The sequence below is a fragment of the Thalassoroseus pseudoceratinae genome (genome assembly GCF_011634775.1).
GTDB lineage: Bacteria > Planctomycetota > Planctomycetia > Planctomycetales > Planctomycetaceae > Thalassoroseus > Thalassoroseus pseudoceratinae.
The window spans coordinates 164,678-185,737 of record NZ_JAALXT010000002.1; the positions used below are offsets into that span (position 1 = coordinate 164,678).

Annotated in this window: 18 protein-coding genes; 1 reads left to right on the forward strand and 17 read right to left on the reverse strand. The window is 54.5% G+C overall.

From position 1 onward, the window contains the following. Nucleotides 1-55 precede the first annotated feature (55 nt). Both pyk and G6R38_RS06250 read right to left on the reverse strand, forming a co-directional pair. Nucleotides 56-1,528 (reverse strand): pyruvate kinase, encoded by a 1,473-nt coding sequence (pyk, locus tag G6R38_RS06245; RefSeq protein WP_166821570.1) that lies wholly within the window; start codon nucleotides 1,526-1,528, stop codon nucleotides 56-58. A 121-nt stretch (nucleotides 1,529-1,649) separates the two neighbouring features. Then, nucleotides 1,650-2,501, reverse strand: coding sequence for a hypothetical protein (locus tag G6R38_RS06250; RefSeq protein WP_166821574.1), 852 nt, complete (start codon nucleotides 2,499-2,501; stop codon nucleotides 1,650-1,652). Nucleotides 2,502-2,753: 252 nt separating this feature from the next. On the opposite strand from G6R38_RS06250, the gene gdhA reads away from it, so the two are divergent. After that, complete coding sequence (gene gdhA, locus G6R38_RS06255) at nucleotides 2,754-4,115, forward strand: NADP-specific glutamate dehydrogenase (RefSeq protein WP_166821577.1); 1,362 nt, start codon at nucleotides 2,754-2,756, stop codon at nucleotides 4,113-4,115. Here the strand turns inward: gdhA and G6R38_RS06260 are convergent. From G6R38_RS06260 to G6R38_RS06330, 15 genes are all read right to left on the reverse strand, one after another. Next, nucleotides 4,100-5,692 carry a DUF5691 domain-containing protein gene (locus G6R38_RS06260; protein ID WP_166821581.1) on the reverse strand — a complete coding sequence of 531 codons (1,593 nt, stop codon included), beginning with the start codon at nucleotides 5,690-5,692 and terminating at the stop codon, nucleotides 4,100-4,102. The two genes, gdhA and G6R38_RS06260, sit on opposite strands and share 16 nt — an antisense overlap. A 3-nt stretch (nucleotides 5,693-5,695) precedes the next feature. After that, entirely contained in the window at nucleotides 5,696-7,003 is a 1,308-nt protein-coding gene (locus G6R38_RS06265) for an SWIM zinc finger family protein (RefSeq protein ID WP_166821584.1), read from the reverse strand. A 54-nt stretch (nucleotides 7,004-7,057) separates the two neighbouring features. After that, the gene (locus G6R38_RS06270) at nucleotides 7,058-7,336 is read right to left on the reverse strand and encodes a hypothetical protein (RefSeq protein WP_166821587.1); all 279 of its coding nucleotides are present in this window, start codon (nucleotides 7,334-7,336) and stop codon (nucleotides 7,058-7,060) included. 23 nt (nucleotides 7,337-7,359) lie between these two features. Next, on the reverse strand, nucleotides 7,360-7,800 hold the full coding sequence (locus G6R38_RS06275; RefSeq protein ID WP_166821590.1) for a DUF420 domain-containing protein: 441 nt from the start codon (nucleotides 7,798-7,800) through the stop codon (nucleotides 7,360-7,362). A 34-nt stretch (nucleotides 7,801-7,834) separates the two neighbouring features. After that, nucleotides 7,835-9,166 (reverse strand): SCO family protein, encoded by a 1,332-nt coding sequence (locus G6R38_RS06280; RefSeq protein ID WP_166821593.1) that lies wholly within the window; start codon nucleotides 9,164-9,166, stop codon nucleotides 7,835-7,837. 105 nt (nucleotides 9,167-9,271) lie between these two features. Continuing rightward, on the reverse strand, nucleotides 9,272-10,153 hold the full coding sequence (locus G6R38_RS06285) for an ABC transporter permease (RefSeq protein ID WP_166821596.1): 882 nt from the start codon (nucleotides 10,151-10,153) through the stop codon (nucleotides 9,272-9,274). Beyond that, complete coding sequence (locus G6R38_RS06290) at nucleotides 10,153-11,103, reverse strand: ABC transporter ATP-binding protein (RefSeq protein ID WP_240928093.1); 951 nt, start codon at nucleotides 11,101-11,103, stop codon at nucleotides 10,153-10,155. The genes G6R38_RS06285 and G6R38_RS06290 overlap by 1 nt, the downstream gene beginning before the upstream one ends. A gap of 44 nt (nucleotides 11,104-11,147) precedes the next feature. Further along, entirely contained in the window at nucleotides 11,148-11,531 is a 384-nt protein-coding gene (locus G6R38_RS06295) for a cytochrome C oxidase subunit IV family protein (protein ID WP_166821599.1), read from the reverse strand. A gap of 56 nt (nucleotides 11,532-11,587) precedes the next feature. Next, complete coding sequence (locus tag G6R38_RS27980) at nucleotides 11,588-13,135, reverse strand: cytochrome c oxidase subunit 3 (protein ID WP_240928094.1); 1,548 nt, start codon at nucleotides 13,133-13,135, stop codon at nucleotides 11,588-11,590. Between the two features lie 57 nt (nucleotides 13,136-13,192). After that, complete coding sequence (cyoE, locus tag G6R38_RS06305; protein WP_240928095.1) at nucleotides 13,193-14,176, reverse strand: heme o synthase; 984 nt, start codon at nucleotides 14,174-14,176, stop codon at nucleotides 13,193-13,195. Continuing rightward, nucleotides 14,173-15,198 carry a COX15/CtaA family protein gene (locus tag G6R38_RS06310; protein WP_166821602.1) on the reverse strand — a complete coding sequence of 342 codons (1,026 nt, stop codon included), beginning with the start codon at nucleotides 15,196-15,198 and terminating at the stop codon, nucleotides 14,173-14,175. Before G6R38_RS06310 ends, cyoE begins: the two co-directional genes overlap by 4 nt. A gap of 106 nt (nucleotides 15,199-15,304) precedes the next feature. Further along, nucleotides 15,305-17,140, reverse strand: a complete 1,836-nt coding sequence (locus tag G6R38_RS06315) for a cytochrome c oxidase subunit I (RefSeq protein WP_240928096.1) — start codon at nucleotides 17,138-17,140, stop codon at nucleotides 15,305-15,307. Nucleotides 17,141-17,251: 111 nt separating this feature from the next. Beyond that, the gene (locus G6R38_RS06320) at nucleotides 17,252-18,160 is read right to left on the reverse strand and encodes a cytochrome c oxidase subunit II (protein ID WP_240928097.1); all 909 of its coding nucleotides are present in this window, start codon (nucleotides 18,158-18,160) and stop codon (nucleotides 17,252-17,254) included. Between the two features lie 72 nt (nucleotides 18,161-18,232). Beyond that, nucleotides 18,233-19,309 (reverse strand): cytochrome c, encoded by a 1,077-nt coding sequence (locus tag G6R38_RS28360; protein ID WP_390881379.1) that lies wholly within the window; start codon nucleotides 19,307-19,309, stop codon nucleotides 18,233-18,235. Between the two features lie 790 nt (nucleotides 19,310-20,099). After that, a complete protein-coding gene (locus tag G6R38_RS06330; RefSeq protein WP_166821608.1) occupies nucleotides 20,100-21,044 on the reverse strand; it encodes a carboxypeptidase regulatory-like domain-containing protein in 945 nt (314 codons plus the stop codon). Nucleotides 21,045-21,060 lie beyond the last annotated feature (16 nt).

Below are 21,060 nucleotides of genomic sequence, written 5' to 3' on the forward strand. Positions count from 1 at the left end.
CGGCGGCGATGGAAACCAAATCTCCGATGCAATGACTCAAGTGTCGGGCATCCCGTTATGGAATCGCGTGCACGAGCATAGAGTCTTTGCCTTCCTGTGCCTTCGCCCAATTCGAACTGGTCACGAGGACCACACGACTCCCGCGGGTGAGGATGTTGTTTTTCCGCCCCCAATCGATCACAAAATTCAGAACCGTTTGCGGCGGTTCTTTCACGATGGGCGTGTGAATGGACTGAATTCCCCAGTACAGACACATCCGTCGTGCGGCGGATTCGCAATCTGTCAGGGCAAGAATCGGAACCTGTCCGCGTTGCTTCGACAACGCCATTGCCGTCTTCCCGGAATGCGTCGCCACCACGATCAAGTCCGCTTCGAGATGTCCAGCGGCGGCACCGGCTCCGAGGGTGACGGCTTCGCTCACGAGTGTGGCCCGCGAACTCGGCTGGCTGTCGGTGTCGATACTCGGGTTCGGTTGGACGAGACGTTCTGCTTCGATTGCAATTCTGCTCATCATCGAGACCGAAGCCACCGGATGTTTGCCGATCGCCGTTTCACCGGAGAGCATGACCGCATCGCTGCCGTCGAGAATTGCGTTGGCGACATCGCTGGCTTCAGCCCGCGTGGGGCGTTCATTTTCCTGCATGCTGTCGAGCATCTGTGTTGCTGTGATGACCGGAATCCGATGCCGATTACATAGCTGAATGATTTGCTTCTGCATCGCCGGGACGTGTGCGATCTCGACTTCCACACCGAGATCCCCACGGGCCACCATCACCGCATCGGTGAGATCGAGAATCGCATCGAGATCGCTGACGGCCTCCATCTTTTCGATCTTGGCGACCACGCTCGGCACGACGGTTGGTTTGAATTCTTCGATCTTGCGTTTGAGCTGTTGCAGATCATTCGCGCTGCGGACGAAACTCAATCCGATGAAATCCAACTCATGCTTGACAGCCCACGCTAAATCTTCGAGGTCTTTCTCCGTCAAACATGGGGCACTCAGCGTGGCTCCCGGCAGATTGATCCCCTGACGCGAACGAATCAAACCGGGGTTTTCCACCACGCAGGCCACGCGACCTTCATCAATGTGTTTCCCGATGACCCGCATCGCCACGGTGCCGTCAGCAAGCAAGACGCGATCACCATTACGGAGATCGTCAATCAACTGCGGATAGGTCGACGTGAGGTGGTGCGGTTCGTCGATGTTCTCATCCCGCACGAAATGGAAATGCTCGCCAACGTGGCAAACAATACTATCCTCGGGAAGCTCGCCCAACCGAATTTTGGGACCGGATAAATCCCCCAGAATTCCAATGGGGCGTTCGAGTTCCTCGGAGATGCTCCGAATGGATTGCACCACCCGTTCCAACTGCGAGTATTCCCCGTGCGCGAAGTTCAGCCGGAAGATGTCGACACCGGCTTCAACCAATTCGCGGAGACGATTCGGTTCCTGACTCGCCGGACCGACCGTTGCCACGATCTTGGATTTGACCAACGGACGTTCCTGGTACTGACTGCCTGAACTCATACCGATCCCCTGGACGGATTGACCACGCGAGACGAACACCATCGTTCGCAGCGGTTACTCTATCGCATCCAGTCGGTACGACAAGGCCGATGTCGTACACACCCGACAATTCAGGAAACGTTTAACGGCGGGAAGTTTGGCTAATCAACAAGGCTCGTTGGTATTCGTTCAACGGCACATTTTTAGTCAACTCACTTTTGAGGGTGGATTCCCATTCATGAATCAAGCTGCGATCACCGGCGTCGAGTTTCCAATGAACTTGGTGCTCGGCTCGCAATTGTGTTTCGACTCCAATGCTCGACCGCAATCGGACTTCCACCGGTAATCGTACCAACCGACGCAAATGCCGATTAAGCTCCAAACGCGGTTTCGGATACAACGCATTGGGATGCAAGATGTAATTCAGCTGAGCAATTTGGTCAGCGTATTCCAAGTAGAAATCGACGACCTCTTGATTCTCAATTTCCACGCAGCGGGCGGAGTACGTCAGATGTGGGCTGGAAAGTGTGAGTAAATTTTGCTCGGCGTCGAAGTGCTCGACGAGGTTCGCTTCCAACGGAAACCGCAGTTGATCCAGCACATCCGGAGACGCGGGCGGCTGTTGCGTTTCTAGTTCGGTAATTCGATTTTCCGTGACCTGCCGGGCCAAGTGCATCTTGTGAGCGACTTCGTCGAAGTGAATCGTCGTGGCCAAGTTTCGAGAGGTATTCAACACGACGAACCGTTCTTGTGACGGTTCATAGATGATGACTTCGCTCTCGGAGCCGTTTTCGATGTAGTCGTAAACTTTTCCCGCATGGAACAGCGAAAGACTTCGCCCCAGCACCGACGCACGGGTCTGATTCGGCGAGGCTTCGTTGTAGACACGCGTGTAAATTCGGAAATCCTGACCGTAGAGCGTGCCAGTCAGCGAGATGATCCCGGCACCAAGCAAAACGCCCAGCGACCATACTGTTTTCAAAGCGGATTTCATACCGGCGACCTCCGTGTCGCGAGACGTGAAGACAAGGGATCTCAGAGTGCGACTGGAACAGTCAACACCGCGAAAGATAGGGGAAATTGAGACTTTTTTGACGTGAGGTGCGGAACCATATCGACTTCCCCAAATCGGAGCAAGACGAACTCTCTCAGGCTCTCCCTTGACGACATTCGAAAAACAGGGCAGTCTATCATCCTATTCCCGCGTGTTCCGCAATCGGTTTCCAAACTCTCAAGGATTGATTTCATGACCAGCTCACATTCATTACGTGAGGAAATTGACCATTTCATGCACGGGTTGGAACGTCGGAACCCGCATGAAACCGAATTTCACCAAGCGGTTCACGAGGTCGTCGAATCGGTGATGCCCTTCGTGATGGCCAATCCGAGTTACAAGAAAGCTCAAATTCTCGAACGGATGACCGAACCGGATCGCATCATCATCTTCCGCGTCAGTTGGGAAGACGACGAAGGCAACATTCGGGCGAACCGGGCCTGGCGGGTGCAGTTCAATAATTCCATTGGGCCGTACAAAGGCGGTTTGCGATTTCATCCGTCGGTCAATCAAAGCATCTTGAAGTTTCTCGGTTTCGAGCAAACCTTCAAGAACAGTTTGACCGGTCTCCCCATGGGGGGCGGGAAAGGCGGCTCGAACTTCAATCCGAAAGGTAAAAGCGATCGCGAAGTCATGCGGTTCTGCCAAAGTTTGATGGTCGAATTGCATCGCCATATCGGTGAAGACACCGACGTTCCCGCCGGCGATATCGGTGTCGGTGCCCGTGAAATCAGCTACATGTTCGGCATGTATAAACGATTGCGAAACCGCTTCACTGGCATTCTGACGGGGAAAGGTTTGGCATTCGGCGGCAGTTTGGTGCGAACCGAAGCGACCGGGTTCGGCTGCGTCTATTTCTGCAATCACATGCTCGAACACACCGGCGATAGCTTGAAAGGCAAGACCTGTATCATTTCCGGGTCGGGCAACGTCGCCACTTATGCGTGTCAGAAGGCGACCGAACTCGGAGCGAAGGTGCTCACACTCTCCGATTCCGGTGGATTCGTATACGATCCCGACGGTATCGACGAAGATAAACTCGCCTTCGTCAAGCACCTCAAAGAAGTTCAACGCGGACGCATTAGCGAATACGTCAAGAAATATCCGAAAGCCGAATTCCACGCCGAACAACGTCCGTGGGGTGTGCCAGCCGATGTGGCGTTCCCGTGTGCCACTCAAAACGAGATCAACGCCGACGAAGCCCGCACGATGCTCAAGAACGGCGTGAAGGTCGTCTGCGAAGGGGCGAATATGCCCAGCGAGTACGACGCCGTCCAAGAGTTCCTAAAAGCGAAGATTCTCTTCGGTCCCGCGAAGGCCGCCAACGCGGGCGGGGTGGCGGTCTCCGGTTTGGAGCAAAGCCAAAACCAACTCCGGATCAGTTGGTCGCGTGACGAAGTGGATGGGAAGCTTCAAGAAATCATGCGGGACATCCACGAGAAGTGCGTGCAATACGGCAATGATGGCAACAGCTGGGTCAACTACGTCGACGGCGCCAACATCGCCGGCTTCGTCAAAGTCGCCGACGCCATGCTCGCCTACGGCGTGGTTTGAACTTCCTCGTAGAAACTCTGCCGCGTGCGGATGATGTCTTGAAAGCGTTCGGTCTCTTTGACGATGGCTTTTGCATGCCATCCTGACGATTCCGCCGCAGCGACTTCCCACCCCGCGAGGGCTTCCTCAAAGACTTCGCGGGGTAACGCCTTGGCCGCTGTGAACAGCGTATTGCTCCACTGATAACTCGAATTCCGTGACGACGCTTTCAGGATCGGGCGGACCGCGTTCAGATACGCGCGACCCAGCTTCTCACTCCAAGGCTGGGGTACGAACCCGAGTAGTCCCGTCATTTCAAGAGCTTGATTCTTCGCCGTCTTTTGCAAGAACGGGACGAATGTCTCCTCGATCTGCATGGCAGACATGATGGGCAGAATGATGTGCAATTGACTGAAGGCTTCCTCACGACCTTTGCCTTTGAGCAGGTCCGCGAGGTCGGCCCAATAATTCCACAACGGTGTGAGCCATTCACCGGACTTCGGATCACTTGCGACAAACCGAGCGGCCGCGGTCGTCCAGGCTTTGAGAATCGGACGATCAAACGTCCCGCCCCGCGTGGCTTGGATGAGGTGCTCCGGTGCGGAATCAAACCGCGTTACCCAATGTAACGGTGGAATCGTTGCCAATACGGTCTGCGTCCAATAGGCCCGCTTGCCCTGCCCCGTTGGTGGCTTGCTGGCAATACCGTCACGTTTCCAAGCCTTGTCGATTTTTTCTGGCGGATTGCACACCAGCTGAAAACCGCATTCCCGATCCGCGTCGGGCGTTTTCGACAACATGGCTTCGGCTCGTTCGTGCATCCGCGTCGCGAAGGCTGATTCCGTCAATTGGGACAGAAGATACGCCGCCACGGATTGAACTTGCGTACTGCGGTCATCCAAAGCCGCTTCGAGAAATTCTTCGTCGTTCGCCGACAGTCCATGTTCGAACGCCCCTAGCAACCGGGCACGAAACTCGGCTTTCTCTTGGCTGAATGTCGATTCCAACCATGTGCGGCCTTCGCTCGGATCGGCTCGCCGAATGGTTCGAAGAACTTGGCAGCGTTCGCGGATTGTACCGTGCTCCCATTCGGTTTGGAGTACGTCCCGATCCCGACCGCTCAAACTCGCTACGCCAGTACGGACCCAACTCCATTCGGGGCGGAACTCACTCAGCCACACTCCACGTTCTCCCAGAACGGGTAGCAATTGCTCGCGAAGGTTGGCGTCACTGGCGTCGAGAGCCGTGGGCAGCAAGTCCGGTGGCAACACCAACCCACCGCCCTGCATCTGTCGAAGAAACTCGGCAAGCAGTTCCTTGGAGTTTGTCGCGAATGCATTCTGTAGCAGACCCGCTAACCGCCGTGATCCGCAGTTTCGCGATTCGGCTGGGGCTGGTGAAATCGGTTGCACTTCACGCGATGAAATTCGCCCCGCTTGTTCACAGACCGTTTGCACGCCGGCTTGCAGTAACAGAGTGTCTTCGGAGTCACTTTCCAGCTGACTCACAAGTTCCGCACCCAAGCCATCATTCAAGGTTTGCGATGACAATCTGCCCCGCGAAGTACCCGCCAATGCAACTTTGGTGAGGTCGTCCATGCGTCAATCCGTACGGTGTTGGAACCGGTCGTTGAAAACATTGAGCAAACGTATTTGATGTCCGTCCCATTCCCCCACGAGATCGACTGGATGGCCACCCGTGACCGCCAATGTCTTCCAGTGATCGCGTCCACGCACCGGCAGACCCGCACCGTTGCGGTCGCGGAGAGTCCATTCATCTCCGGGGATCAACGTCACATCGTGCAACACGCAGCCAAAGGCATCTAACCAGGGTTGCGTCGCAAGTGCATCGCTGACGGTGCCAAGAAATTCGTCGATGGTTGCCGAACCGGAAACTCGGGATTGCACAGACAACAATTCCCCTTCGCGACTGACGAATTTCGCCCGCTGTTTGCTGGCACCGGGATAGAACACCAGCGTGCCGACCTGCTCCGTGCCGGGGACGATGGACTCCGCAAACGGTTGCCCGCCCACGGCAAACTGCAACACCAATGCCGTGCGGTCAGTCTTGCGACCGAAGACCCACGACCGCTGCGACCGAATCCGTCCGTCGTCATCGATCCATTGTCCAGCAACGATCCAGCTGTCTTCGACTTTCTCTCCATCGGAACTTAACTCGTCTTTGCCGATGTTCCATCCGATGATCTGCCGCACATCGCTTTGCAGTTCAGGCGTGAGCTGCTCGATTCGCTCAAACGCTTTGAGAAGCAATTTGACGCGACCGAATTCGGTGAGCAATTGCTTGGGCCAATCTCGTGAAGACCCGGGAATTTCCGCCCAACGAGACACCCGAGAAGCCAGCCCGCCTGCTTGTGAATCGACCAACCGTTTGGCTTGCTCGTCCCAAAACGAGTGTGGTTTGGCTTCGACACCCGCGAGCCCCGTTCGCACGAGATCCTTCATCCACAAGTCGAGACGCGACAGCCCTTCGGTGACTAACTTCTCACGTTTGGCTGCTCGACGTTTCTTCGCTTTCTCGTCAACCGGCTTTTTGGGCGTGCTTGCGACTTCCGCTTTTTTCTCGGCTCGGGCTTGGCGTTGTTTGAGCCAATCGTCGACCCATTCGGGACGGGTTGCTTCGGCAACGGCATCGGGCGACGACGCCGTAAGCATCAAGAGTCCCAACACGTGCTTGCAGGGAAATTTACGGCTGGGGCAGTTGCATTTGTAGCCGAGATTCGAGAGGTCGACCATAATCTGGTAGACCTTACTGCCCTGGCACTTCCCCCAAAGCGAGTGGTCATCACGCCCCACGTCTGGCCAATTCTTGAGGGCCATCAGCTTCTTGCCGGCAGCCGCCGAATTGCTATCCGGGGCCATCTCGGTGACTTGTTCGAGCGTAAGATCCATGGCCGCTCTCGATTCGAGCACGGTCTCAAATGGTGCCGTCAGTCAACGGTTCGACTACTCATCCGGCGTCCAAGGTTCTTGCCAATCGTTGAATTCGGCTTCCGCTTGTTGGTCCGCTTGGGCATTGCGATGCAGTCGATACAAGGTCACTCCAAAGCCAGTGAATACGAGGACCGGCATCGACATCATGAACAGGATGCTGTACATGTAGGCCTGGGGCAGCTTGGAATCTTTCTTGTTGGCTTCCTTGCACATCGGACATGCCGACGCACTACCCACGGTGCTCAACAGAATTGCGGACGCCAGCATCAGGCTGCGGAGAAATCGGGACATGCTTTGCAATCCTTCCTAGACGTTCACGGCAACGTACCGTACCAATGATACAACATAAAGTAGATGATCACACCCGTCACCGAGACATACATCCAAATTGGCCAAGTGATTCTTGCAATCCGGCGGTGTTTCTCCCATTGGCCCATGAGTCCGCGATAGATCGTGATGCTCGCAAGAAACGGAACCGCGGCCGCCAAAATGATGTGCGTGACTAAAATCAAAAGATAGACAGTTCGTACCGCTCCGGTCCCGGCGAACTTCTTGGAACCGATGTAATAGTGGTAAACCAGATAACACCCGAGGAACACAATCGAGACGGCAAACGACCCGAGCATTGTCCACTTGTGAGCCGTCACTCGTCCACTTCGAATCAGTACGTAACCGACCGCAAGCAGCACGGTCGCCAAGCCATTCAGGCTGGCGTTGACGGTCGGCAGGGAATTGACCCACTCAGGCACGTCCACGAATTCAGTCCCACTGTTATTGATCGAAATTGTATTAGGGTTCTTCGGCGATCGCGGGGCCGGAGGTTTTCGGTTGCACCGGCGAGTGACGCAATCGTTCGGCTTCGTCTCGCAGGGCGAAGGCGAGTTCCATCATTTCGGAGTCACTCGCACCGTTGTACCGTTTGACGATGTTCCCCTCGGCGTCGATGTGTAATACGTCGGTGGTATGGAACACTTCATAGCCGGGTTGACGGGCTTCCCCGGTATGTTCCACAACGCCTTGTCGGAATGCACTTCGCAGCAGCGGGTACACATAGGATTTGTCACCGGTGAGGAACAACCACTTCTCCGGATCGGCACCGAAGTTGTCCGCGTAATTTTGCAGAACCTTCGGTTTGTCGTATGTCGGATCGACAGTGATCGTCACGAGTCGAACGTCATCATCGGCAACCCGTTCCTGCAACTGAGCCATCTTTGCGGTGATGTTCAGGCACGGTCCGGCACAGCGTGTAAACACGAAACAAACCGCCCACGGTTGGCCGTGCAAGTCTTTCTCGGTAATGGTACGACCGCTTCGTTCGGTGAGTTCAAATGAACCAACCCCCGGCAGTCGGACCGGTCCCGTGATGATCGGTCCCGAATTCGCGATTTTCTCGGCCTCGGCTTTCAACGCGCTGACAAGTTCGTTCCGTTCGTCTTCTACCAATCCGTTGAATTTCCCGACGACACGCCCCCGGGCATCAACATGCAGCAAGTTGGGCGAGTGCAACACCTCGAAACCCGGTTTGCGGTTTTCGCCGGTTTCTTCGTGCACCGGCATCAGAAAGCTCTTTTGAATCAGCGAATAGATCTCGTCTTGATCGCCGGTCAGGTGCAACCACTTTTCTGGATCGGCCCCGAAGTTGGTGGCGTAATTCTTGAGGACTTCCGGTGTGTCGAACTTGGGATCGACGGACAGAGAAACGAGTCGAACGTCGGTATCTTTGAGTTGGTCTTGCATGTCCTTCAAGCCCGCCGTCAAGTTCAGACATTGCCCGGCACACCGCGTAAAGACAAAACCAACGGCCCACGGCGTTCCGAGCAAATCGTCACGCGTGACCGTATTCCCGTCCTGATCGATCAACGAGAAATCCGCAACCCCCTCCTCGGGCCAAATCAATTCGGATGGTGTTTCCGGTTGTCTGTCGTTTAGGACATCCAACGGATTGACCCGTTCTCGATTTCGCCGTGCCGACTCTGCAACAACCCACCCCAGAAATGTACCGCTGGTCAGCAACAGAACCCACGACACGATCTTAAACCAAAACCGTTGCGGTGCAGCGGAATTCGATTGGGGCGAGTCGGGTTGAGTGGTGCTTTGTTCTAAACTTTGATCTGTCTGCATCGACAGTCCTCATGCAAATGACGTTGGCAGTTCCACTCCGTTTGATACGTCCGAAACCGCGATACCGTGGGATCGAAACGCCCAGAAGTTTCGGGGATGCCCCTATTATTGCACGTTCCGCGAGTTCCGGCTATGCGTTTGCACCACCGCCGCCCCAACGCAAACCAAACCGAACGCGATTGATACCGCGACACTTAGCGGCATTCCCGGCATTGTGGGGGTGACAGCCAAATCCAGATGGGGCGACATCAATCTTCGCAACCCCGCGACACCATACGTCATCGGGTTCAGACGGATGATCCAACTCAACCAGACGGAGCCATCGCCGGGAAAAAACGCACCGGACAGCAACCACATCGGCGTCAGAAAAATCATCATGATCGCATGGAAGCCCTGCGTGCTACTCATCGGCCAAACCACGATATAGCCCAGAGCCGTCATCGAAAGTGCCATCGTGGTAAGAAAACACAGAACCGCCAACGCTTGCGGAAAACTGTGTAACCACGGGATTGCCGGTGCGAGTCCGATCCATGCGATCAATGGCCCCAATGCCAGAAAAATCAGCACCTGCCCAACCGCAAGCAGTGTTCCACCGATCAACTTGCCCAGGACAATGGCCAACCGGGGGGCCGGTGAAACCAACACTCCTTGCAAGAACCCTTCGCGTCGATCTTCAATGATCGAGACCGTCGAAAAAATCGCGGTATTGAGAAGGATCAAAGCAATGATGCCCGGCAGAAAATATTCCTGGTAAGAAAGTGTTGCTCCGTCGGGCACCCAACTTGGAGTTTTGAACGATCCTTGTAGACCCGCACCGAACAAAATCCAAAAGATGATTGGCTGTCCCAACGCCCCGACCACACGCGATCGTTGCCTCAGAAACCGGACCAATTCCCGGCGGACCAACGTGCCCGTCGCCACCCAAGTGGAAGACTTCGCCGTTGGCGGGTTTTCTTTTTCGGTGTCGATAACAGATGTCGCACTCATCAGGAGGTTTGACCTCCTTCCCAAAACCGATGCCCCGTTCGGCTGATAAATACGTCTTCGAGCGTCGGTTTGCCGTAAGTCACGCTGGTGATTTCATCTCGACAACCATCCATGATGGTTTGGAACAACTGTGGCCCACCGTCTGACGAAATCCGTAGGGAATCGGTTAGCACTTGGGAATCGATCTCGAAACGCTCACGCAGCGAACTGGCGAGACGTTCCGGGTGTTCGCATTCGATTGTCAGGCAGTCACCACCGATTGAGGCCCGCAACTCGTCGGGCGAACCGATTGCAACCAATTGCCCCTGATTGAGAATTGCCAACCGGTCACACTGTTCGGCTTCGTCCATGAGATGAGTCGTCGCCAAAATGGTGAGTGACGAGCCGCTCGCCAACTCGGACAAGTACCGCCAAAGATCCTGCCGAGCACCGGGGTCGAGACCCGTACTTGGTTCATCCAACAAGAGCACACGCGGCTTGTGTATCAGTCCTTTGGCAATCTCCACGCGGCGTTTCAAACCCCCAGACAATGTGGAAACGAGATCACGTCGTCGATCGGTCAATCGCATTCGTTCTAAGAGTTCGTCGACCCGATTCCGAGTCGCCTGACGATTGAGTCCGTAGAGTCTGGCTTGATGAACGAGGTTTTCCGCCACCGTGAGTTGGATGTCCAAACTCGGCGATTGAAACGTTACGCCGATCGCTCTGCGAATTTGGTTCGTCTGTGACGCGAGATCGAACCCGCAAACAGTACCCTGCCCTGCGGAAAAGGGGAGCAGTGTGGAGAGCATCCGAAAGAGCGTTGTTTTTCCGCTACCGTTCGGTCCGAGCAGACCGAAAATCTCGCCCTCCGCGACCGCAAAGGAAACGTCATCGAGTGCGGTCGAATCGGTGTTCGGGTAGCGAAAACCAAGCCCTTCAACCGAGATAATGGAATTGGGGACGGACACAGGAAGTCGTCAGCTCAAAAGGAAACCAGATACTCGCAACGTCTTCAGTGCTGCTCGGACGATTCGAGTTCGGTTGTTGGTTCTGGAGTCTCGCCGGCGGCATCTTGGATTTGCGGGGCCACGTTCGTGTAGTAGTGCAGACCGATGTCCGGCAACAGAGCCAACGGCAAGCCAATGGCGAGGACTGTCGTGGGGGCCAGCAAAATGAATTTCCATTTGCCTTCAAACTTCAGGTGCATGAAGTAGGTCAGCACGAACATGGCTTTCGCCACGGCAATGGCGAGCACGATGACGGCGATCAAAACCCAGTTTTGCAGCCAGCCGTTTTGCTTGGCCTCATCCGCAATCCAGGACAACGCCGTGCAAATGCACAAGAAGAAGAAGATCAAGCCGTAGTGAACTTTGTGACCTGATTGTGTATTAGCCATAAGAAACACGATTCCATGATCGGTTCGGGAAATCGAAAATCACTCTGAAAATTCGATCAGACAATATACAGCAGCGGGAAGAGGAAAATCCACACGAGGTCAACGAAGTGCCAGTACAGGCCACTGTTCTCGACCCAGTCCGTCCACGCCCCATTCAATCGAGACCCTTGAAGCAATACAGCCCCGAAGAGGATCATTCCAACAATCACGTGAATCGCGTGAAAACCGGTCATCAGAAAGTACATCGAGGCAAACAGATTACCATAAACAATCGGATGCGGATCGTGCACGTGCTCCATCATCGGGCCATACCAGCGGTCCACGGAAACTTCGCTGTATTCCTCTTCGGGGAATTCAATGACATCCTGCTGACTTTGCAATGGAAGCCCGCCCTCACCCTTCACGATGCGAACGATGTTGGCTTTGGCGTGCTCTTCGGCTTCTTCATGTTCTGCGGATTCGGTTCCGTGTCCGTGGCTGTCTTGCTCACCGGGCAGTTGCAACGCTCCCACAACTTGCTTGGGTTCGCCTTCGCCGTCGCCGTATGAGACCAACCCAAAGTTGCGTAAGTTGTGCAGACGCTCCGTGACTTCCGCTAAAGTAATGGCCGGTGCCAGCCCGGCAGATTGCTCTTCCGAAATGTCCGCTTGAGGAACTTCCACCGTTTCGCCGTCTTTGGTGATGACCTTGATGACATCAGAATCGGCTTCGTTGCTTGGATCGAGTTGCCCCACAACACGTTTACCGTCTTTCGTCACCAACGCGACGTCTTCCGTTCCCAACGGCACGGCTAGCGAGACATTCTCTTGAACGTGAAGTTCGAGCACACGAACTTCCTCGGCAAACGCGAGCAAGTGCCGAATCTCCGGCTCCCGCGATTCCGATTCCTCGAGAACTTCTCGTTTCAATTGGTATTCGCTGAGTTCTTCATCTGAAAGGTCGGCTTCTCGACCTTCGAAGACCTTGATTTCCTCGCGAAGAGATTCAATCTGGCCCCGTTCTTGGGCGAGGTCTTTGCGTTTGTTGCTGGCATCGAGCAAAGCGGCCTTGGCAATTCGCGTATCAATTTGCGTCGGCGTTAAACCTTCTTTTTCCAGCCGATCGTAGATGGCACCATCTGGCAGCAGTTCGTTCGTGCGAGCATCGAGTGCGGATCGTGCTTCGGAGACAACTTTCAAGAGAGCTTGTTCATCGGTTTCTGCGATATGACCGGGAAGAATATCGTGGTCGAATTTCCCGTAATATTCATAGCTCTTAATGCCGAGGAACACGCAAGCGCAGATAAAGACGATCAGCAACCGTTTCCAGGCTTTCCCATAGTCCCGCTCGACCATAGCTTCATGAGCCAACACGACCAGGTAGCTGGAAAAGATCAACACGAAGGTGTTTAAACCACCCCAGAACACTTTGATGTGCGTCACATTCGGATCAGTCGGCCAGTTTGGCGACCCGATTCGCAACACGATGTACGTCCCGATGAACGCCGTGAAAAACATGATCTCCGTACCGAGGAACAGCCACATCCCCAGCTTGGAATTTGGAATCGGAATGCCCATCTTGAGCGGCGATGGGGACGGCGTGTGATGAGCGGTGGTGTCAGCCATGAATTTCGTCTTTGATTCCGAGAGTGAACCTGTCGATCCGCGTTCGCAAGTGTTGAATCAACGTAGCAGTTGGAAATGGTCCCAAGTCAAAATCGTCAACAGCAATGGAAGATATAACAACGACGACCACAACAACCGTCGAGCCGAGGACCGAGTTTCATTGGCCATGAACAGGACTGCACAAATGAGATAGCCCATTCCCAGCACGATGGCTCCCGCGAAGTACGCCGAGCCAGCCATATCGAAAACGGATGGCAACAAGCTAACTGGCAACAAGGCCAATGCATAAAGGACAGCGAGAGCACCTGTCAGGTTACGATTCGCCCAACAGGATGGCAGCATCTTCAGGCCCGCCCGTTCGTACTGAGTGCGGTACAGCCACCCGATCGCGAGGAAGTGCGGAAACTGCCAAAAAAACAGGATGGCGAAAAGTGCTGCGGCACCTGCATCAAGTGAACCACCTGCGGCACTCCATCCCAGGACTGGCGGCAACGCGCCCGGAACTGCCCCGATGGTGGTACAGAAGGAGCTTGTGCGTTTCATCGGGGTGTAGAGGGCCACATAAGTCAGCAATGTGAAGACGCCGAGAATCGCGGTTTGCAAGTTCACAAACACGGACAGATACAGCGTCCCCATCATTCCAGTTGCGAGACCGAACACCAAACCTTCGATCGCCGTCACGCGACCTGTCACCATCGGACGGTTGCGGGTACGGTCCATTCGCCGATCGGTATCACGTTCGATCAGTTGATTGAGCACACTCGACGACACGGCGACAAGGGTGATGCCGATCAACGCATGCATGAGGCCGGCGCGATCGATTGTCGTTCCACTCGCGAGAACATATCCGAACGTGACCGTCGCCAATGCCAAGACAGCGATCTTGGGCTTGGTTAGTTCAAGATAGTCGGCCAACCGTGCCAACGAGATTGGCTGTGCCGACCATTTCGGCGGTTTGAGTGGCGAAACAATCACGACTGAATCGACCGAATGACCGGTCGATGTGGGAGTCGCTGTTGCTTCACGATTCCACGTACTCACCGAGAGCCCCCTTCTGCATACGCCGGCACAACAGGCCGGTTTGATGGCAAATGTTTTGAGTCACTTTTCGTCACGGATCCAAGTTGTTCTCTGAGAATGTAGCGAACTCGCAGGCATCGAACGAGGACAACGAGTGAACTCGCCAGTAGAGCCATCCCGATAACGGCGTGGGCTGTTCGCACTGCGACTTGGAAAGATGATTGCATTTGAGCGACATATCCCAGCGGCGCGAATCCAAAGCGGACGACAAAGGCTCCCAATCCGAGGAAAACTTGCAAGCTCCCCATGATCGCGAATGTCCAACCTGCTCGTCGAATCCACGGAACTTGCGTTCGAATGGCAATGACAGCGGTCACAACAAGACACAACCAAGCAATCACAGCTCCGCCGATGTGTTCATACAATCCGCCGCCAAAATGTCGCAACCAGCCACCCAATAGGTACTGAGCCACCAGGAAAATCGGCGTGATCGTCGCGAAAATACGCAACCGGTCGAGTTGTTGCCAGAGTTCGGAAACCGGCGATGTCACTTGTTCCAGTTCTTCAGAAACTGACCACCAAGATCGACTCGTCATCACCGCGACCACTGCAATGCTCGCGAAGACCAACGCGCCACAAATGGAGTGGATCATTGCCAAAGTCGTGGCACGAAGTTCAACTCGTCCGCCGCCAAGCAATCCTTGGAAGATGACCGAAAGAAGCACAGCGACCGCGATGCCGCGAATCCAGCGACGCCGTTCGTACCGCCACGTCACGTAAACGAAACCGATACTGACAAAGCCGATCAGTGCTCCCGCCAACCGGTGGCCATGCTCGCAGAACTTTTCGGTCGCCCCGCGAACCCAGTCGTGAAACCACGGGTAGGTCAGCATGAATTGGCCATCCGAGGTGGGCCAATCCGGGAAAGCCAAACCGGCTTTCAGTGTGGTCGTCAACGCCCCCATGATCAACGGCAGCAAAGCAATGCCGCACATCAACATGGCATATCGATGGACAAGAGGGCGATAGTCGGCGGAGTTCATGGAGTTCAGCTAGCGGAACGTCAATTCAAATGGTTTCAAAATCGAGCTTGGCTCGAACTCGGTTGGCAGCGTTTTCGCCACGCCCCGAGATCAGAGCTTTCAAGAATCATGTCGCAGTGGTCGGATTCGGATTTGGCACAGAGGTTAAGCGGTGCGTTTGCGGCAAGTAATCCTGATCGGGAACCAATGGCGAGGAGTACTCATACGGTCCACGATAACAAATTGGCGGGATATCGAAGTTGCCGTGCCCGGGTGGCGATGGTGCGGTCCATTCCAGACCGTTCGCATTCCACGGGTTTCGTCCGCATTTCTTCCCGAAGAACATCGAATAGAAGAAGTTGCCTAACAGCAAGAACTGAGCAACCCCCATAAGCATCGCCGAGATCGTCATGAACTGATTCATGTTCAAAAGATGCTCGAGGTATGGGTGGATGTACGGATCAGCGTACCGTCGTGGCAGCCCGGAAATACCGAGCAAGTGCATCGGAAAGAAGGTGCAATTGAAGCCGATGAACGTTAATACGAAGTGCATCTTGCCGACGGTGTCGTTCATCGTCCGCCCGAACATTTTCGGGAACCAGAAATGAATACCGGCAAACACTCCGAACAAGGTGGCCCCGAACAACACATAGTGGAAGTGAGCCACAATGAAGTAAGTGTCGTGGAAGTAGACATCGACGGGCACCGCTGCCATGAAGATGCCGGAGAGTCCACCGACGATAAACATCGAAATGAACGCCACACAGTTCAGGAAGATCGTGTTGAAGACAGGCCGCCCCCCCCAGATCGTTCCGATCCAGTTGAACACTTTAATGGCTGATGGGAGTGCAATCATCATAGTGGAGACCATGAACGTCATGCCGAGCGCGGGATTCATACCACTGGTAAACATGTGGTGTCCCCACACGATGAAACCAAGACCCGCGATCGCAGCCAACGAGTAAACCATCGGTTTGTAACCGAAAATCGGCTTTCGGCAGGTTGCTGCAAGCATGTCAGACACCATGCCCATCGCTGGCAGAAGCATGATGTACACAGCTGGGTGTGAATAGAACCAAAACAGGTGTTGCCACAGTAGGGGTTGGCCACCGCCGACACTCGGATCGGTGTTGTTGATATCCAAACCGCCTGGGATAAAGAATGTCGTGCCGAAAACACGGTCACTCAGTTGCATGAAACCGGCGGCAGTCAGCACCGGCAAGGCAAAGGCTTGGAGAATCGCCGTGATAAACATGGCCCAAATGGTGAGTGGCATTCGGAACAATGTCATACCAGGGGCACGCATGTTGATGATTGTCGTCATGTAATTGACGGACCCCATCATCGAGGAAACCCCGACCAATGTCAGTCCAAGCAACCACCAGTTTTGAGCAGCTCCCGAACCCGGTGCTGCCGCTTGGATTGCCGAGAGAACTGGATAACTCGTCCAACCCGCTGCGGCACCGGCAGTCGCGCCTTCGACACCGTTCAGTCCGGCTCCCAAACCGGTGGCCATCGTGAAACAGAAAATCGCGGGCCACATGAACCAGTAGCTGAGCATGTTCAAGACCGGAAAGGCCATGTCGTCGGCCCCGATCATCAGGGGAATCAAAAAGTTTCCAAACGCCCCCGCCAGAACTGGAATGATGACCAGGAAGATCATCACCGAGGCATGCATCGTGAACAGCATCGTGTAGAACTCCGGCGACATTTGACCGCCTTGGAGTGCGAACTGTTCGATCATGTTGCCGAGAATCGGCACGTAAGACCAAGGAAACGCCAGTTGCCAGCGGACCGCAAGTGCCAACGCCCCACCGAACATCAGCATGATGAGCGTGGTGATCAGGAACTGAATGCCGATGATTTTGTGGTCGGTGGAGAAGATGTACTTCCGCACGAAACCAGGGTCATGATGGGCATGATGCAAATCATGTGACGAGACAGGATGGTTGATCGTACTCACAATATCCCTCGACGATTCAGGCGGTTCTAGCCTGGAATTAAGTCTGTTTCTCCGACACTGACCGTCAAGAGGTCCGATCGGAAAAACTTAGTTGCGACATCCGGCAAACGATTAGTTCGTTCGCGCCATCCGCGTTGTGGATTCCGTTTGGTCAACGACGGAATCGGCAGGTTGCGTGATGCCGTCGTATTCTTGGTCATGCCTCATTTTTTCGATCGCAGCGGCATGGCCCTGGGTGTTCCGGCCGATGAGTTTCGCTCCCATCTTGTAATGGCCCCAGCCACACAGCTCCGCACAAAGCAGCTCATATTCACCGGGTTTGGTGACTTCGAATTTGATGGGGATAATCGATCCGGGGACCGCATCCTGTTTGACGCGTAGCTTCGGAACGAAGAACGAATGCTGCACGTCCATCGATCGTAAATGGACGATCACAGGACGGTTGGTGGGCACGTGCAATTCGTTGACCGAGTACAAGTCACCCGGTTGCGGACCCATCAACCATTGGTCGACCTCCGCATCGCTGGCAAATTCTCGACCAGGGGCAGGATACCGAATCCGCCACTCAAACTGCCGAGCGGTGATCTCGGCAATTGGTGTTCTCAGGGCTTTCTCCGGATAGGTACTCTTCACCCGATATTCGGCCCAAGTATCCATTTGATACAAGGCGATGAATAGCAGAACTCCGGCCGGAATGATTGTCCACATCACTTCCAGGTTGTGGCTTCCGTGGGTAAAGACCGACTTTCGACCTTCATCAACGTTCTTCGCTCCGCCCCAAACCACGTATCCCAACGCAATATGGGTACCGACGAAGACAACGGAGGTGATGATGAGAATCAGGTGGAACAAGTCGTCGATTCGTTGGCCGATCGGGCTGAATGCGGTCGTGACACCTTCCGCGCCACCGATTGTCCCATCGTGTCGGGGCAGCCACCAATTCATGTCAGCGGCGAACCAACAGACGACAACGGCCAACAACGGCCAGAACATAAAAAAGGCAACCCAAAGTCGTTTCACGTCTTACTCCAACCGGTTCAACCCAGCCACTCGGAAACCCAAATTCGTCCCCACACGGCGATGCGATTGAGATTATTCGTCCGCAGTTTCCGCGACGAGCTGTTCATGCTGATCTTGCCGAGCCGCAACCTCGTCCTCGGATGCTTCCTCAGACTCCTTCGGCGTTCCCGCCATTGGATCATTGTACGGCAACGACATGACGTAGTTAACGATGTCCCAAATTTGTTGATCTTCCAATTTGCCATAAGGCGGCATTGGCGTTCCTGGCATTCCTTCGTGAATTCGACGGTAAAGATCGAGTGGACGCCGTCCACCGCGATACATCCCGACCGTCAAGTTCCGAGGTTCGATGGGATGGCCCCATTTGTTGTATAAGCCCGGTGTCGGATACGGCTCGTTCGTAACTGGGTCTTTGTCGAATTCACGAGTACGAGGTCCATTCCCTTCACCCGTCACGCCATGACAGTTGTGGCAATTGTTTCGCAAGTACAATAGTCGTCCCCGCGATCTGGATGCTGCGGTGTCCGGCGTCCGTGGTTCTTTGGGGTAGATCGCGTGCGAAAGTTGTTGGGCTTGTTTCCAATTCGTGGCGATCTGATCCGCATACCGATCGACATAGCCGGGAATCTTTTCCAAGTCGTCTTTCAAATCCGCGAGTCGATCTTTGCGAACTTTTGTAGCGGTTTTTTCAAGCACAGGCTCTTCGCCCTTTTGTCCGCCTTCGTTCCACTTCTCGACAGCTTGTTGATGACGATTCAAAGCGGTATCGATTTCGTCTTGAACACTCGCTTCGGAATACTCACGCGACATCCGGCCCGCGAGACTCAGCTCGAGATTACCTCGCATCGACAACCAACGAACGTATTCAACCGTATTTGCAACCTCGTCTTCCTTCAGTAACGCAAACGACGGCATGTAAGTCCCAGGGATTCCTCGACGAATAATGCGGTCGAGGTCGCCGGTGTTCGGTGGATCGTTCTGCCCAGTGGAAGCAAATTTAAACCAACCTTGCCGGTAATCGCGTGGCAACGGATTGAGATACTCGGCCGTCGGACCATTCCCATCGCCAGTCACACCGTGACAGTGCATGCAGTGTTGCATATACACGGTACGACCATGTTTCAGGTTGTCACCGAAGTCAACGATGATTCGCGTTCCCGGTTCGACCGGTTCTTCAAAACCTTGAGCAGTGACCGTCAATCGACCAGTTTCCAAATCAAGGTCGGCAATCCGCGTCGACTGTTTCACATAGAGACCGTCCGCGAAAGTCAGGGTTTGCCCGATGAGTTCGTTGACGTTTTCCTCGTTGACCGCGGATATAATTTCCGTTTCCCACTCGTCACTTTTAATTCTGGCTTTCTCGATTTCTTCAGCCGAGAAGCTTCCATTGCCATCGCGATCGTAACGCTCGAAAGATGTCTTCGACCCACGCTTTGCCATCAAGACTTCTTGGAGAGAGATCGGAAACTCGTCGAGGCTGAGCTCGTCATCGAAGTTTCGATCGTATTTGACGAGCATTGCAGGTCCCGAGAAATCGACCTTGAACGTCTTTGTGCTGGTTGCGCCGTCTTCGGTTTCAGTGTCGTCTTCGGCAACTACACCGGAGAGTCCACCGAATGCGAGCGGCATTCGCAGCCACGCGACGATTTCGTCGGGCGTACCGAAGTGTTCTTTGACCGCATCCTCCACAGCACGTGCTGCGGGCGGCAACAACCCCACGGTTTCCTTGCTCGGAGAAAACTCGGCTTCGGGTGGGGAGCAACCTACGACCGTCAGGATCGCAAGACAGCTAACCAGTCCGGCGGTTAGGTTTTTGACCACTCGACGTGTGGTGATGCAATGGGCTGGTGATGGATTCATATACATGGCCAAATTGACCGAATCAAATATGTGGAATTGAATCTCAAACGATCATCATCTCGCGGCAATTGTCCGCGAATTAGAATCCGGACAGCAGGACTGTCCGAGGTTTCGGGCCTTCAAATGCTCCAAGCAATTCACCGGCACTCACATCGATGGTCTGTGTATTATCGCCACCTGTGATCGTGACTTCCAGTCCTCGGTGAATCCAGCCTTTGGCTTCATGCCATACTTTAAATTCATAGTCGCCAGCCGGGAGGTCGGCAATGGTGAACTCGCCTTTCTCGTTCGTCACGGCGGCGTACGGATGCGAAACCGGCAATTGATAGGCATTCATCCAAGTGTGGATGTCGCAGACGACTTTGACTGGCACAAACTCAGGCGACTGATACGTCATCTCTGTGGTTTCACCAGCCGAAAGAGACTCGTTGAACTCCGCATTTTCAAGCGGTCGCGAGTGCACATTGTGCTTAACCTGGTCTGAACTGACGACCTTGATCGGTTGCCCCGTCCGAACCACCATGCCGTGAGGAACGAACGTGCAATTCTTCTGGTCGAAGAGGTATTCCCAACTCTGAGAACTGGAGGTTTCGGCTTTACCGCCGTCGGGCATTTCCTCAAGCCAGATGAAGACATTTGCGATGCCACGAGTTTCCTGATTGACAATCAGCTGCCGATTCATGATCGGTTGTTTGGCTGCACACCACTGCGGATCAGCGGTGGCTTTGCCAACTGCAAAACGAATTTTCGGTTCGGGAAGCGCGTCACCGGCAGCAATTTGGACTTTGCCTTTCCAGATACCCACTCCACCGGCTTCCGGTTCTGTTGTTGTGCTGTCACCGCCACCGGTTCCGTTACCACCAGTTTTGCTCGTGCCGCCCTCTTTGCCGGCTTCAGGAGCAACATCGTAGGTCGGTTTGAGGACCACGTTCGCATCGGTTTCGACACCGCCACCACAACCGTTGAGGACCAGGAAAAGCCCACCAACGCAAAGTGATACAGTGATGTTTTGTCGTCGAATCATCGAATTCTGTGCCTTT